Source organism: Polymorphospora rubra (assembly GCF_018324255.1).
Lineage (GTDB): Bacteria > Actinomycetota > Actinomycetes > Mycobacteriales > Micromonosporaceae > Polymorphospora > Polymorphospora rubra.
The window spans coordinates 5,143,744-5,157,506 of the sequence record NZ_AP023359.1 but is presented as its reverse complement, the minus strand read 5'-3'; the positions used below and the strand labels follow the sequence as shown (position 1 = coordinate 5,157,506).

Sequence of the window (13,763 nt, the reverse complement as noted above, 5' to 3'; positions counted from 1 at the left end):
ATAGCACCTGACAGCCTCGTACTATCGGCCGATTATCCGCCAGTGAACCCGTCCTCGCTGATCACACGGACAACTCGTGTTACGCACGAGCACCGGCACGTCAGCGGCGAGCGCACCCGGATGCACGAGGAGACGGCCGCCTCGGTCATCGCCTCCCGACCCGTCGAGCGAGACGACGGTCGCGGTAGCCCGCCGACCTGGTCGCGGATTCGTGGCCGCCCGCGTCGGCGGGCGGGTAGAACTACGACCATGACCTCGAATCCCGTGGTACCCGAGAGCCACGCCGACCTGCTCAGCCGCCCGGTCTTCGCCCACCTCGCCACGGTGCGCCCGGACGGGTCGCCGCAGAGCAACGTGATGTGGTTTGTCTGGGACGGCGAACGGATCAGGCTGACGCACACGAAGAACCGGCAGAAGTTCCGGAACCTCCAGCGGGAGCCGCGGGTCTCGCTGTCGATGGCCGACCCCGACGACCCGTACCGGTTCCTCGAGGTACGTGGCACCGTCGAGAAGATCGAGAACGACGACGAGCAGGCGTCGTTCTACCGCTCGCTGCAGGAGCGCTACGGCAACGTCTACGACATCACCGACGCCGACGTACGCGTCATCGTCACCATCAAGCCGACGACGATCATCGGGACCACTGCCGGCCGTACCCACCGGACGACCTGATCACGCCCTCTGCAGCCGAGACCGATCCCGCTGCCGGCCCAGGTCATCCTCTCAGCCATGCCGACCGACCATGGTGATGAGTTCTCGCGCCCGCGCCCGTCATACCTACGACAGGACACGACGAGGCGGAAGGATGACGTGATGAGTGCGGACACGCGGCTGGAGGAACTGGGCGTGAGCGGGCTGGGCGAGGTCGACGAGCCGGCGTTCTCGGGGCTGGCGGAGCGGCACCGGCGGGAGTTGCACGTGCACTGCTACCGGATGCTCGGGTCGTTCGAGGACGCCGAGGACACCGTGCAGGAGACGTTCCTGCGGGCCTGGCGGCGGCGGGAGACCTTCGCGGGGCGGTCGACGTTCCGGGCCTGGTTGTACCGGATCGCCACGAACGCCTGCCTGGACTTCCTCGCCAAGTGCCGCCCGGAGCCCGCGACCGGCGGCGAGGTCCTGTGGCTGCAGCCCTACCCGGACCGGCTGCTCGACGAGCTGCCCGCGGGCGACGCGGACGAGCCGGAGACCGTCGCCGTCGCCCGGGAGACGATCGAGTTGGCGTACCTGGTCGCGGTCCAGCATCTCGCCCCGCGCCCACGGGCCGTGCTGATCCTGCGGGACGTGCTCGGCTGGCCGGCGAAGGACGTCGCGGAGCTCCTCGGGGACTCCGTCAACTCCGTGAACAGCGCACTGCAGCGGGCCCGCGCCGGCATGCGGGAGCACCTGCCCGCCGAGCGGCAGGACTGGACCGGCGCCGAGGAGGACGCCGGTACGCGCGAGCTGGTACGTCGCTACACCGACGCCAGCGTGGCCACGGACATCGACAGGCTCGCCGCACTGGTGCGGGACGACGTCCGCTGCTCGATGCCGCCCACGCCGGGCCTGTACGTCGGCCGCGACACGGTGGTGAACTACTGGGTCGAGAGCGGCTTCGAGGGCATGAAGCACCTGCGCGCCGTCCCCACCTCCGTGAACCGGCAGCCCGCCCTTGGCTTCTACCACTGGCGGAAACGGGAGGGCGCGTACCTGCCGCTGACGATCGACGTGCTGCGCGTCACCGGCGGGGCGATCACCGAGATCATCACGTTCCACAACGACCAGTTTCCGCGGCTCGGGCTGCCGGAGCGCCTGCCGGCGGACGGCACGGAGTAGTCCCGGTGCGGACGCTGGCGCTGCGCGGTGGCGCGCGTGTCGCGGTGGTCGCGGCGGAGTGGTACGACGCGTTCGGCGTCGTCACCCGCGGGCGGGTGCAGCTGGAGCTGCGCGACGGCGAGCCCGGGCCGGTCCTCGGACGCGACGCCGGGTTCTGGCTGCGCGGCACCGGCGTCCGCGCCCTGCGCAACCCCGGCCGTCGTACGGCGACGGTGCGCATCGTCACCCCAGGGTCAGGACGTCACCTGCCACTCGACACGCCCCCTACCCCAATTACCGAAGAACGGAGGAACGACATGAACAGCATGAACGACACCGGGGTCGCCGCAGGCCCGGCAGCGGGCCGGACCAGTCACCCCCGCCGACTCCGCGGGCTCGCCGTCACCGGCCTCATCGCCACACTCGCGGCGATGGTGGCCACCACCCTCGCCGCCGCGCTTGCCCAGGCCGTCGGCGTCGACTTCGAGGTCTTCGACAGTGGCGAGTCGATCCCGTTGTCCGGGTTCGCCGTCGTCACCGGCTTCTTCTCGGTCGTGGGCGTCGTCATCGCCGTCGCTCTTCTTCGTTGGAGCACCCGCCCCGCCAGGCGATTCGTGTGGACGGCGGTGTCGCTGACGGTGGTCTCGTTGGTCCCACCCTTCCTCGCCGGGGCAGCCCCCGCCACCACCGCCGCCCTCCTCGGGCTGCACCTCGTCCCCGCGGCGGTGGTGATCCCCGCCCTGGCGTGGAGCCTCGGCTCCCGGACCGATTGACGCTCCCGCAACCGGACAGCGCGCGGCGGTGCACCGGCGCGTGGAAACCTTCTCGGCAGGGATGTCGAGGATGGTCGGCCGGCTCGAACGCCACCATCAACGTGACCGGTCCATCCTCGCTACTCGACGCCGCAATCGGGCGTCGCGTATTCCATCGTATAGCAGCCGGTATCCGAGCGTAATCCAATGCAATGGGTTCAGCAGGGGAAGAAGCGAACGTCGGCACCTATCCACCTTTAGGAAATAGGCCTCTTGCTCCTCAACGGTCGAAATCTTGCGAGGCGGCGCATAGGCAAATATGTCCACGAGATCCCATGGGGGCATAAAAGCCCGCCATCTGCGAACCAAATACACGCTACTTGCCCCCAGCGAGTCGCCCAGAAAGCCTGAGGGTCTGGCATTCCTTCTGGCACCGTTACAACAAAGGACGATTCCCGCCCGGTCGGTTTGTCGCCGGATTTGCTTCAGACAATCAAACAGATCGTCACCTGTGGCATCGAAACTTCTCCCGCTCGGATCGATGAGCGACAGCTCCCACGGGCGTTCGAGGTTGTGCTCAGCGTGCCATAGAACCGACTCACCATCGAAGGTGCGGATACGAATGCCATGACGTGTCATTGACCGAACTCCGGGTTCATCCAGACCTCGCCCGTCGGTTGGCCCCAGCGCCACATCCGAGCCCAAAAAGTTGTGGACTGATCAATGCTTGGAAAAATGATCTCCTGTTCCCGCGACTCATCGTACTTCAGCCTGAACCCCCAACCGAGCGCCCTGTTCGTCAGCGCGACCCCGGCGGTCAGGTTGCTGATCGTTGCCGGGCGGCCCGCGCCGCCGTGGGTGAACGAGGTGGTTCGGGCGGCGTCGGCCCGGGAGCGAGCTGACTGTCGGCGGTGTAGGTGTAAATGGCGTTGCCCACCGGACCGGTGATGGTCGGTGACAGGCCACGGTCGTCGCCTCGGCCCCGGCCCGACCTGGTCGGTCAGCAGCCCGAGGTCGTCGTAGGTGTTGGTGACCGTGACCCCGCCCGGCGAGGTCTGGGTGGCCGGTCCGCCGGCGGCGTCGTACGCGGTGACGAAGGTGCGGTGTGCACGGCGCCGGTGACGCGGTTGGTGACGCCGGGCTCGGTCCCGGTGACCATCCGGCCGAGCCCGTCGTACGTGTAGCGGATGACCTCGCCGGCCGGTTCGGTCACCTCGTCGACATCGCCGCTGGCGTAGCAGACGACGGACTGGGCGGACGGCGGTGGGCCGTCGGGTACTCGGCGGAGAATTTTCTCGGCGAGGATGTCGAGGACGGTCGGCCGGCTCCGTTCACCAGGTGACAGCACGCCGGCCGCGGCGCGCCGACCGAAGGAGCGAACCTGATGAAGTACCTGCTGATGATCTACGGCAACCAGGAGAAGTGGGACTCGATCCCGGCCGAGTCGTGGCCGGAGGAGATCGCCAAGCAGGACGCGTTCAACAAGAAGTACCAACAGACCGGCGAACTGATCGGCGCGTACGGGCTGGCCGACGCCGCGGCGGCGAAGCTGGTCCGGCGTGCCGACGGCGCGCCTGCCGTCACCGACGGGCCCTACCTGGAGACCAAGGAGTACATGGCGAGCTTCTACCTGCTGGATTGCGAGAACGAGCAGCGGGCGTACGAGATCGCGGCGGCCATGCCGTGGGCCCATCTCGAGCCGGTCGAGCTGTGGCCGATCCTGCACGAGGCGCCCGCCGACCTGTGACCGCTGCTACGGGGGTCGAGGACCTGCTGCGTGAGTTGGCGCCGCAGGTCCTCGGTGCGCTGGTCCGCCGGTACGGGCAGTTCGACCGGTGCGAGGACGCGACCCAGGAGGCGCTGATCCGCGCCGCCACCCGATGGCCGACCGAGGGCGTACCGGAGAATCCGCGCGGCTGGCTGACCACCGTCGCCACGCACCGGCTGCTCGACGAGGTACGCGCCGACCGGTCGCGGCGACGGCGGGAGGACACGATCGTGGCGGCGACGCCGCAGTCGGAGTTGCTGGGCCGGCCGGCGGACGCCGATCGGGAGGCCGACCGGGACGACTCGCTGAAGCTGCTGTTCCTGTGCTGCCATCCGGCGCTGTCGCCGCCGAGCCAGATCGCGCTGACGCTGCGCGCCGTCGGTGGCCTGACCACCGCGCAGATCGCCGCCGCGTTCCTGGTGCCGGAGCCGACGATGGCGCAGCGGATCAGCCGGGCGAAGCAGACTGTCCGGGCGAACGGTGGGTCGTTCACGATGCCGTCCGGACCGGACCGCGCCCGGCGGCTGACCGCCGTCCTGCACGTGCTCTACCTGCTGTTCAACGAAGGGTACACGGCCACGGCCGGGCCGGATCTGACCGCGCCCCGACTGTCCGACGAGGCGATCCGGCTCACCGACTGGCTGCGGCGGCTGCTGCCGTACGACGCCGAGGTGGCCGGGCTGCTGGCGCTGATGCTCCTCACCGAGGCCCGCCGTCCGGCCCGTACGGCACCGGACGGCGCCCTGGTGCCACTGGCCGAGCAGGACCGCGGGATGTGGGACCGGGACCTGATCGACCGTGGGGTGGCCCTGGTGAGCGAGGCGCTGGCGCGCGGGCCGGTCGGCCCCTACCAGGTGCAGGCGGCGATCGCGGCCGTCCACGACGAGGCGGCCGACCTGGCGGCGACCGACTGGCCGCAGATCCTCGGCCTCTACGACCTGCTGGAGCGCCTCGCGCCGGGGCCGATGGTCACGCTCAACCGGGCGGTGGCCGTCGCCATGGTCCGTGGCCCGGCCGAGGGGCTGGCGATGCTGGCGGAGCTGGCCTCGGATGCCCGGATGGCCCGGCACCACCGGCTCCTCGCGACCCGCGCCCACCTGCTGGAGTTGACCGGCGACCGGGCCGCCGCGGCCGCCGACTACCGGACGGCCGCCCGGCTGGCCACCAGCCTGCCGGAACGCCGGCATCTGACCGGCCGGGCCGCCCGACTCGAACCATGAGAGGACTCTCATGAGGCCCTCATCCGACCGTCATCCGGAGCCACCAGCCTGTTTCCGGTGAGTGCGCAGAAGGTGGCCACCGGGGTGGGACTTGCCGCGCTGGTCGGTCTCTTCGTCGGCGTCGGGTTGCCGGCGCTGCTCCCTCCCGCTGCCGTTCCGGAGATCCGCATCGTGGTACCGGTGACGGAATCCGTCGGGACGGGGACGGAGAATGAGGCCGAGCCGGATCCCACCGGGCAGGCTCCGCCGCCCACCGAAGGGGATGACGATGACGACGACGGGGGCGGATCCCGGCCCGGCGGTGGACCCGGCGGCGACGACGGTGCGGATGACGACGACTTTGCCGACGACTCCGCCGATGACGACGACGGGGATGACGAGGACGACGGCGACGGGGACGACGACTGAGCCGCCCGCGCCGCCGCCCGGCAGGCGGGCCTGGCGGCCGACCGTCGGGCTGCGGATGCGGCTGCTGGGCTGGGCCCTGGTGCTGCTCACGGTGGCCAGCCTCAGCTCCGTACTGGTGGTCCGGCAGGTGCTGCTCAACCAACTCGAGAACCGGATCAGCGCCTACCTCAGCCAGGAGGTGAGCGAGTTCCGTCGGCTCGCCACCGGCCTCAACCCGGCGACCGGCCAGCCGTTCGGCGCCGACCTGCCCGCCATCGCCGACACCTACCTGCTGCGCAACGAGCCGCAGGAGGGCGAGGTCGTGCTGATCTTCGTGGACGGGCGGTTTTACCGGTCCTCGGTCGACCCGCCGTACGACCTCACCCGCGACGCCGCGTTGACCGCCCGCTGGGTCGCGCTCACCACCAGCACCTACGGCGAGGTCGACGGTCCGCCGGCCGACGCCCGCTGGCTGGCCGTTCCCGTCGAGATCGGCGACGACGTACGCGGGCACTTCGTCGTCGCGCAGTTCAGCGGCGAACCACGGACCGAGATCGACCGGGCGGTACGCACCATGGTCCTGGCCTGCGCCCTGGTGATCGTGGTGGTGGCGGCCGGCGGCTACCTGGCGATGGGGCGGGCGTTGCGTCCGCTGCAGTCGATGACCGAGACCGCCCGCGACATCGAGGAGACCGACCTGTCCCAGCGGATCGTGGTCACCGGCTCCGACGAGGTGGCGGATCTCGGCCGGACGTTCAACGGCATGCTGGGCCGCCTCCAGGGGGCGTTCGCCGCGCAGCGGGCGTTCATCAGCGACGCCGGGCACGAGTTGCGTACCCCGATCACCATCGTCCGTGGTCATCTGGAGCTGATGGGTGACGATCCGGTCGAGCGCCGGGAGACGGTCGCGCTGGTGACCGACGAACTGGACCGGATGAACCGGATGGTCGACGATCTGCTGATGCTGGCCCGGGCCGAGCAGCCGGACTTCCTCCGTCCCGAGGAGGTGCCCGTCGCCCCGATGATGGCCGAGGTCTATTCCAAGGCCGCCGCGCTCGGTGACCGGGACTGGCGGCTCGGCCCGGTCGCCGAGGTGACGCTGCGGGCGGACCGGCAGCGGCTCACCCAGGCGCTCATGCAGCTGGCCCAGAACGCGGTGCAGTTCACCGCCCCCGGTGACCGCGTCGAACTGTCCGCCCGCGCCGAACACGGCCGGGTCCTGCTGGCGGTCGAGGACACCGGGATCGGCATCGCCCCGGAGGACCGGGAGCGGATCTTCCAGCGGTTCGCCCGGGCCGAGCCGGGAAGGCAGCGCGCGGAGGGCGCCGGCCTGGGCCTGGCCATCGTGTCGGCGATCGCCGCCGCGCACGGCGGCACGGTCGCCGTCGACAGCATCCCCGACGCCGGTTCCACCTTCACCCTCGTCCTGCCCGGGGGCACTCTCGTCCTGCCCGGGGTCGGGACATGAACCGGATACTCGTCGCCGAGGACGAACCCCGGATCGCCTCGTTCCTCGAGAAGGGGTTGCGCGCCGCGGGATACGTCACGACCGTCGTCACGAACGGCACGGACGCCGCCGCGTACGTGCGCGACGGCGCGTACGACCTGATGATCCTTGATCTCGGCCTGCCCGGACAGGACGGCCTGGCCGCGTTGGCCCAGCTCCGCACGCGCGGGGAACGGATCCCGGTGATCGTGCTGACCGCCCGGCACGCGGTCTCCGACCGGGTCACCGGGCTGGACCTGGGCGCGGACGACTACATGACCAAGCCGTTCAGCTTCGAGGAGTTGCTGGCCCGGGTCCGGGCCCGGCTGCGTACCCAGGGGCGGCCGGCGGCGACGGAACTGGTCGCCGGCCGGGTACGGATGGACCTCGTCCGCCGGACCGTGACCGTCGGGGACCGGGCGGTGGAGCTGACCGCCCGGGAGTTCCTGCTCGCCGAGACGCTGATGCGCCATCCCGGTCAGGTGCTCAGCCGGGAGCAGCTCCTCGACCGGGTCTGGGGGCTCGGCCACGACCCGGGGTCCAATGTGGTCGACGTCTACGTCGGCTACCTGCGACGCAAACTCGGCGGCGACGTGATCCAGACCGTCCGGGGAATGGGGTACCGGCTCGTCCTGTGACCCGTCCCGCCCGGATGAGACGACTCTCATGGCGGCCTCACCGGTCGCTCAGCCGGGGTCGGAACCCTGGGGGCATGACCAGACCCGACCTGCTGACCGGCTCCGACGCCGGCGAGTTCCTCCGGGCCGCCCTGGCCGGGGCCGGCGCCGACCTCCTGTCCTGGCGCACGCGTCAGGTCGAGCACCAGCCCGGCCGGGGTGCCACCGCCGCCTACCAGGCCCGGGTGCGGTGGCCGGACGGCCGTACGACCGAGGAGCGGTTCGCCGCCTGCACCCGTACCCCGCCCGAGGGCACGCTGCTGCTCGACGACGGCGACACCCGGCTGGCGGTGTGGCGGTTTCCCCACGACCCGTACCTTCCCGGCCTGCGCGCCGCGTACGACCCGGAGGCCGTCGCCGCGGCGCTGGCCGACCTGGGGCTCGGCGGCGGGCCGGTGCGGTTGACCGTGCGCGCCTACCGGCCGCGGCGCCGCGCCGTCCTGGAGGCGGTCAACGACCGGGGCCGGGTCTTCGTCAAGGTGGTCCGGCCGGCCCGGGTCGCCGCCCTGCACGAACGGCACCGCCTGCTCGCCGCCGCCGGGGTGCCGGCGCCGCAGAGCCTCGGCTTCACCCCCGACGGGCTGCTGGTCCTCGCCGCGTTGCCGGGGCGGACACTGCGGGAGGTGCTGCGCGGCCGCAACGCGCCGCTGCCGGACGGGGAGCAGGTGCTGGACCTGCTCGACCGGTTGCCGGCCGACCTGACCCGGCAGCCCCGCCGGGCGTCGTGGTCCGACCGGGCAGGGCACTACGCCACCGTCGTCGGCGCGGCGCTGCCGACGGAGACGGAACGCTGTGCGGCCCTGGCGGAGGCGATCGGGAACGAGGCGGGCACCGGGCCGGTGGTGCCGGTCCACGGCGACTTCTACGAGAGCCAGCTGCACGTCCTGCACGGCCGGATCAGTGGACTGTTGGATGTGGACACGGCGGGGCCGGGTGACCGCCTCGACGACCTCGCCTGCCTGCTGGGGCATCTGTCGGTGCTGGCCCAGATCGACCAGGCGCGGTCCGGCGCGATCAACCGCCTGGGCGCCCGCTACCTGACCAGCTTCGCCCGCCGGGTGGACGCGGCCGACCTGCGCTACCGGGTCGCCGCGGTGGTGCTCTCACTGGCCACCGGGCCGTACCGGGTACAGGAGCCGGGCTGGCCGGCGACCACCCGGCGCCGGTTGGATCTCGCGGAGCGCTGGCTGGCCAGTGCCCGTGCGGTCGGGAGCGGCGCCGTCCGGGGCGGATGAGGGATCTCTCACCGGCGGGTCAGAAACCCCTCATGCGGGCCCGAACCCTGGTAGTGAACAGCGCTGTTCCGAATCAGAAACCCTCCCAGCAAAGGAGTGCACGATGCGGATCAAGAGATCCTGGAAGATCGTCGCGGGAACCGGTGCCGCGGCCGCCGTACTCGGCCTGGGTGCCACCGCCGCCCTCGCCAGCGACGGCATCGACCTGAAGGACCGCACCGCCCCGACGGAGAACGTACGGATCGGCGACCCGGGAACCGTGCCGGTGGCCGACGACTCGCCGGAGTCGGCGGACAGCCCGGCCGAGTCCCCCTTCGACTCCGCCGACTCCCCGCACGACAGCCCGGACGACCCGGACTGGACCGAACCGGCGTCGGCGGACAGTCCCGCGGACTCCCCGTTCACCCCCACCTCGCCGGCCGACTCCCCCGCGTCGGCGGCCTCGGCGGCGTCCGTCGCGTCGGCGGCGTCCGTCGCCTCCGTCGCCTCGGCCGCGTCCGCCGCGTCACCGGTCTCGGCCGCTTCGGCGGACTCGCCGGCGTCGGCTGCCTCCCCGGCCTCCGCCGACTCGGGTGACTCGGGAGACTCGGGAGACTCGGCCGACTCACCGTGACCCCGGCACCGCTGACGAGCCGGCGGCTGGTCACCGCCTGACGGCGTGCCCGGGGACCGGTCGGGCCCCGGGCACGCCCCACCACCGTCAGAGTCATGATCGTCTGCGGTTGAGGCACTCCGGCCACGGCGTGTCGGGTGCCTGAGCCGCAGACGATCGAGACGGGGCCGGGGCGGGATGCCGCTGTTTCGGTTCACAGCGAATTCGGCGTAGGAACAGCGACTTCGCTGTGAACCGAAACAGCAACCTCGCTCCGGAATCACGCTGGTACCCGGCGGACCACACGGGTTCGACCGAGGCGGCAGCCGGCTACCGCGCCCCGCGGATGAAGCCGGCCTTGCCGGCGCGGTAGCGCGGCCGGTCCCGGTCGTTCTCGGCGGCGAGCCGCCGCTTGAGGGCGGCGTACGCGTCGCGGGCTTCACCGTCGGCGCGCAGGTGGTCGCGGAAGGCGAGCCATTCGCGCCATCCCTCGGGGCGCCGCTCCACCACGTGGAGGTGGTGGGTGCGGTGGGCGACGGCGGGGTGGCACAGCGACCATCTGCGGTGCTCGGCGTCGCCGGGTTCGGGGGCGTGGATCCAGCCGATCCCGGCCAGCGCGGGCAGCTTGGGCGCGAGGTCGGCGTGCTCGTCGACGAGGGCCAGCATGTCGATGATCGGCTTGGCGGCGAGGCCGGGGACCGCGGTGCTGCCGTCACATCCTGCCGCGGTCGTTCCACGGGGCGGCACGACGCCGGCCGACGGGCCGGCGGCGGAGCCAGCATCGAGTCGTATCCGCGTGTCGGGTTCGGTGCCCGAGAGGAGACGACGATGGTTCAGCCAAACGCCTGGGTGCCCGGTACGACCGGTCCCGTGATCGGCGTACCGGCCTGGGGCGGCGCCCGCTGGGGTGGCAACGGTGGGGTGGACAACGGGCGTGGCCCGTACTCGCACACCGCGCCGCCGCCCGGGGTGACGTCCGGGGCCGCGCTCGGTGCGGCGTACTGCGGGGTCCTGCCGGTCCTCGCGGCCCAGGGCCGGGACTACGGCTACCTGACGAAGATCACGAAGGCCGGCACGTTGGTCGACTCGACCGGCGCCAACTCCGGCACGGTCACCGTCGACACGGCGACCGGCACGGTCGGGGTGACCGTGACCCGGGCCGGCGCGGTGCTGCAGTATCTGGACATCGTCGGGCAACTGTCGATCCGGGCCCAGAACGTCACGGTCCGCTACTGCCGGATCGACAGCCGGCGGGTGACCGGCACCGGGAAGTACATCGTGTCCACACAGGACGCATCGCCGGGGCTGACGATCTCGTACTGCGAGTTGATCTGCGGGCCGGCGATCTCGGCGGCGATCCCGCCGTACGGCGGCTACACCGCCCGCTACAACGCCGTGCACGAGGTCAGCAACGACGCGTTCAAGGTCGGTCGCAACGCACTGGTGGAATACAACTGGGTGTACGGGCTGCGCAAGGCACCCGGCGCGCACGCCGATCCGGTGCAGTGGACGTCCGGCGACAACATCGGGGTGCTGTTCAACCGGCTGGACTGCTTCACCGGCGCCGCCGACGCCCCGTCGCCCGAGGTCGTCGACTTCGCGAACGGGACGCTGCAGGTCGGGACGATGACCGGCAACGGGTCGTGGTTCCTGATGACCGACAACTACTGCAACGGCGCCAACTACGTCATCCGGGTCGGCAACCAGAGCCCGCAGAACGGCTACACCACCCAGCACGCGTTCTGGTTGCGGAACCGGTTCGGCCGGCAGTTCATCGCCGGTCCGGTCTACAACTCGATCCAGGCCAGCGCCGACCAGGTCTTCGACGACACGAACGTGTGGCACCAGAGCGGGCAGACGTACCGGCGTACCGGAAGCCCGCCGGTCTGGTACTACAGCCACGTCGTCACGGCCGGCCAGCCGGTCAGCGACTGGACGCCGGTCAGCATGGGCCGCTACCCGTGACGCAGGTCCCGCCCGGGGACGGCCCGCCGCCGGCCGTCAGCGCATGTGCAGCCAGCCGCCGTCGACCGGGAACGACTGGCCGCTGATGAAGTGGGCGCCGTCGCCGGCGAGGAAAACCAGCAGGGGTACGAGGTCGCGGGTCGGTTCCCCGAGCTTGCCGCCGATCGGGATCTGGGCCGACATCATCGCGTCGTGCTGGGCGAGTTCCTCGGCGTTGAGGCGGCCCCGGTAGTCGTCGTACATGCCGGTCCACATGGCCGGCGCGACCGCGTTGACGGTGATGTTGTACGGCGCCCACTCCTGCGCGACGGCCCGGGTCCAGACGTGTACGGCGGCCTTGCTGGCCGAGTAGGCGGCCTGCTGGGGTACGCCGACGATGCCGGAGCGGGAGCCGAAGTTGATGATGGCGCCGCCGTTGGCCTTGAGGTGGGTGAAGGCGGCGGCGTTGGTGTTGCGGGTGCCCTTGGCGTTGACGTCGAAGACGGCGTCCCAGTCGGCGTCGGGGATGTCGTCCGACGGCCCGCCACGCTCGACGCCGGCCACGTTGACCAGGACGTCGAGGCCACCGAGCAGGCCGACGACCTCGTCGAAGACGGTGGTGACCCCGGCCCGGTCGGCGACGTCGCAGTGGCGACGGACGATGTTGTCGGGGGTGGTGCCGGCGGTGCCGAACTGCCGGTCGAGGGCGGCGACCCGGGCGCCCTCGGCGACGTATCCGGCCACGACGGCGGCGCCGATGCCCTGCGCGCCGCCGGTCACGATGATGCGCCTGCCGTCCAACTGACCCGCCATGGCCGCTGCCCTCCACCGGTCCGTCCCGACTACCCCCGCCCGTTATGTCCTACCACGCGGGTTGCCGTCCGTAGCCGCAGATTCACCAGGTGCAGTGTCGGATTCCCCTGGCGCGGCGTCAGGGGTTGCGCTGGTACGGCAACTGGCCGATCGCCGGCTGCCGGTAGAGCGCCTGACTGCGCCGGGCGAGGTCGGTGGTCGCCGACGAGTTGGCCCAGGTGCCGAGGATGATCGCCGCGCCGGGAACCATCTTGGCGAAGAGCTTCTTGGCGGCCTTGACGCCGGCCATCTGGGCGAGCTTCATGCCGAGCTTCAGCGCCACCTGGCCGACCGGGGTCTTCGATCCGGTACGGAAGAGCGCGCCGGCCTTCTCCCGGCCGGCGGCCACCCCGAGTGCCATCCGGGCGGTCTCGGCGACCTTGTGGACCTTCTGCAGGACGAGGAGGTCGGTGGCCCGGTCGGGGTGGGCCGGGTCGACGCCGTACGCGGCGGCGATGTGCAGCACCATCCTGGCCTGGGTCCAGGCCAGGATGCCGACGTCGACGACGGCACCGGGCAGGCCGGTCGCGCCGGAGACGGCGCCGGAGAGCCGGGCCAGGTTGATGAACTTCTTCGCCGCCTTCTGCGCGACGACGTCGGGGTGCAGTCCCGGCTGCTGGATGTGCAGCCGCTCGACCCAGCGGCGGGCCTCCGGACCGAGCCGGCGGACGGCTTCGATGGCGAGGTGCTCGGGGGCGTACTGCGGGTCGGCCCGCATCTTCTCCCACAGGCTGGCCGGCGGGGCGGCGGTCCCGTCGTCGGACGCCGGGTCGCCGGGACCGTCGGCGGACGGCGCCGCGACCGGGACCGCGGCCTGACCGGTCGCCGGCGGCACCGACGCGGATCCGGCGGCCGTGGCGTACGGGTACCCCGCGGGCGCGGGGTACGCGGCGGGCGCCGGGTAGGTGGCCGGTGTGGTCGGCGGCGGCCCCCAGAGCGGCATGGCCGGGGCGGCGTCCGGTTCCGGCGCGGCGGGCGCCGCCCCGGGGTCTCGACGGCCGGCACCGGCCGGGCGGCGGGCACCGGGGCCGGCGCCCCTTCGGCCGATCCCGGGGCGGT

The 13,763-nt window shown here is 71.9% G+C and carries 15 protein-coding genes; 11 read left to right on the top strand and 4 right to left on the bottom strand.

Annotated elements, in window-relative coordinates; translation table 11 throughout:
- Positions 1-249: 249 nt before the first annotated feature.
- The 3 genes from Prubr_RS23335 to Prubr_RS23325 all read left to right on the top strand — a co-directional run bounded on the left by Prubr_RS23335 (position 250) and on the right by Prubr_RS23325 (position 2,564).
- Positions 250-672 (top strand): PPOX class F420-dependent oxidoreductase, encoded by a 423-nt coding sequence (locus Prubr_RS23335; RefSeq protein ID WP_212817025.1) that lies wholly within the window; start codon positions 250-252, stop codon positions 670-672.
- A 138-nt stretch (positions 673-810) separates the two neighbouring features.
- A complete protein-coding gene (locus Prubr_RS23330) occupies positions 811-1,812 on the top strand; it encodes an RNA polymerase subunit sigma-70 (RefSeq protein ID WP_425517940.1) in 1,002 nt (333 codons plus the stop codon).
- A 5-nt stretch (positions 1,813-1,817) separates the two neighbouring features.
- Entirely contained in the window at positions 1,818-2,564 is a 747-nt protein-coding gene (locus Prubr_RS23325; protein WP_212817023.1) for a DUF6069 family protein, read from the top strand.
- 979 nt (positions 2,565-3,543) lie between these two features.
- On the opposite strand, the gene Prubr_RS23315 is transcribed toward Prubr_RS23325, so the two are convergent.
- On the bottom strand, positions 3,544-3,891 hold the full coding sequence (locus tag Prubr_RS23315; protein WP_212817022.1) for an RHS repeat domain-containing protein: 348 nt from the start codon (positions 3,889-3,891) through the stop codon (positions 3,544-3,546).
- 36 nt (positions 3,892-3,927) lie between these two features.
- Here Prubr_RS23315 and Prubr_RS23310 point away from each other — a divergent pair, with 36 nt between their 5' ends.
- The 7 genes from Prubr_RS23310 to Prubr_RS23280 all read left to right on the top strand — a co-directional run bounded on the left by Prubr_RS23310 (position 3,928) and on the right by Prubr_RS23280 (position 9,929).
- Positions 3,928-4,290 (top strand): YciI family protein, encoded by a 363-nt coding sequence (locus Prubr_RS23310; RefSeq protein ID WP_212817021.1) that lies wholly within the window; start codon positions 3,928-3,930, stop codon positions 4,288-4,290.
- Complete coding sequence (locus Prubr_RS23305) at positions 4,287-5,531, top strand: RNA polymerase sigma factor (RefSeq protein ID WP_212817020.1); 1,245 nt, start codon at positions 4,287-4,289, stop codon at positions 5,529-5,531. Before Prubr_RS23310 ends, Prubr_RS23305 begins: the two co-directional genes overlap by 4 nt.
- A gap of 72 nt (positions 5,532-5,603) precedes the next feature.
- Complete coding sequence (locus Prubr_RS23300; protein ID WP_212817019.1) at positions 5,604-5,939, top strand: hypothetical protein; 336 nt, start codon at positions 5,604-5,606, stop codon at positions 5,937-5,939.
- Entirely contained in the window at positions 5,905-7,386 is a 1,482-nt protein-coding gene (locus tag Prubr_RS23295) for a sensor histidine kinase (protein ID WP_212817018.1), read from the top strand. Before Prubr_RS23300 ends, Prubr_RS23295 begins: the two co-directional genes overlap by 35 nt.
- Positions 7,383-8,042, top strand: a complete 660-nt coding sequence (locus tag Prubr_RS23290; RefSeq protein WP_212817017.1) for a response regulator transcription factor — start codon at positions 7,383-7,385, stop codon at positions 8,040-8,042. Before Prubr_RS23295 ends, Prubr_RS23290 begins: the two co-directional genes overlap by 4 nt.
- A 74-nt stretch (positions 8,043-8,116) precedes the next feature.
- Complete coding sequence (locus tag Prubr_RS23285; protein WP_212817016.1) at positions 8,117-9,316, top strand: phosphotransferase family protein; 1,200 nt, start codon at positions 8,117-8,119, stop codon at positions 9,314-9,316.
- A gap of 103 nt (positions 9,317-9,419) precedes the next feature.
- Entirely contained in the window at positions 9,420-9,929 is a 510-nt protein-coding gene (locus tag Prubr_RS23280) for a hypothetical protein (RefSeq protein WP_212817015.1), read from the top strand.
- A 309-nt stretch (positions 9,930-10,238) separates the two neighbouring features.
- Here Prubr_RS23280 and Prubr_RS23275 read toward each other — a convergent pair whose 3' ends face one another.
- A complete protein-coding gene (locus Prubr_RS23275; RefSeq protein WP_212817014.1) occupies positions 10,239-10,655 on the bottom strand; it encodes a GrpB family protein in 417 nt (138 codons plus the stop codon).
- 81 nt (positions 10,656-10,736) lie between these two features.
- Here Prubr_RS23275 and Prubr_RS23270 point away from each other — a divergent pair, with 81 nt between their 5' ends.
- Entirely contained in the window at positions 10,737-11,873 is a 1,137-nt protein-coding gene (locus Prubr_RS23270) for a hypothetical protein (RefSeq protein WP_212817013.1), read from the top strand.
- 36 nt (positions 11,874-11,909) lie between these two features.
- On the opposite strand, the gene Prubr_RS23265 is transcribed toward Prubr_RS23270, so the two are convergent.
- Both Prubr_RS23265 and Prubr_RS23260 read right to left on the bottom strand, forming a co-directional pair.
- The gene (locus tag Prubr_RS23265) at positions 11,910-12,665 is read right to left on the bottom strand and encodes an SDR family NAD(P)-dependent oxidoreductase (RefSeq protein ID WP_212817012.1); all 756 of its coding nucleotides are present in this window, start codon (positions 12,663-12,665) and stop codon (positions 11,910-11,912) included.
- Between the two features lie 118 nt (positions 12,666-12,783).
- The gene (locus tag Prubr_RS23260) at positions 12,784-13,647 is read right to left on the bottom strand and encodes an EcsC family protein (RefSeq protein WP_212817011.1); all 864 of its coding nucleotides are present in this window, start codon (positions 13,645-13,647) and stop codon (positions 12,784-12,786) included.
- Between the last annotated feature and the right edge of the window lie 116 nt (positions 13,648-13,763).

Coding starts and splice junctions, on each gene's coding strand:
- Prubr_RS23335 (WP_212817025.1), top strand. CDS start 250: ATGACCTCGAATCCCGTGGTACCCGAGAGCCACGCCGACCTGCTCAGC.
- Prubr_RS23265 (WP_212817012.1), bottom strand. CDS start 12,665: ATGGCGGGTCAGTTGGACGGCAGGCGCATCATCGTGACCGGCGGCGCG.
- Prubr_RS23260 (WP_212817011.1), bottom strand. CDS start 13,647: ATGCCGCTCTGGGGGCCGCCGCCGACCACACCGGCCACCTACCCGGCG.
- Prubr_RS23285 (WP_212817016.1), top strand. CDS start 8,117: ATGACCAGACCCGACCTGCTGACCGGCTCCGACGCCGGCGAGTTCCTC.
- Prubr_RS23295 (WP_212817018.1), top strand. CDS start 5,905: ATGACGAGGACGACGGCGACGGGGACGACGACTGAGCCGCCCGCGCCG.
- Prubr_RS23280 (WP_212817015.1), top strand. CDS start 9,420: ATGCGGATCAAGAGATCCTGGAAGATCGTCGCGGGAACCGGTGCCGCG.
- Prubr_RS23290 (WP_212817017.1), top strand. CDS start 7,383: ATGAACCGGATACTCGTCGCCGAGGACGAACCCCGGATCGCCTCGTTC.
- Prubr_RS23310 (WP_212817021.1), top strand. CDS start 3,928: ATGAAGTACCTGCTGATGATCTACGGCAACCAGGAGAAGTGGGACTCG.
- Prubr_RS23270 (WP_212817013.1), top strand. CDS start 10,737: ATGGTTCAGCCAAACGCCTGGGTGCCCGGTACGACCGGTCCCGTGATC.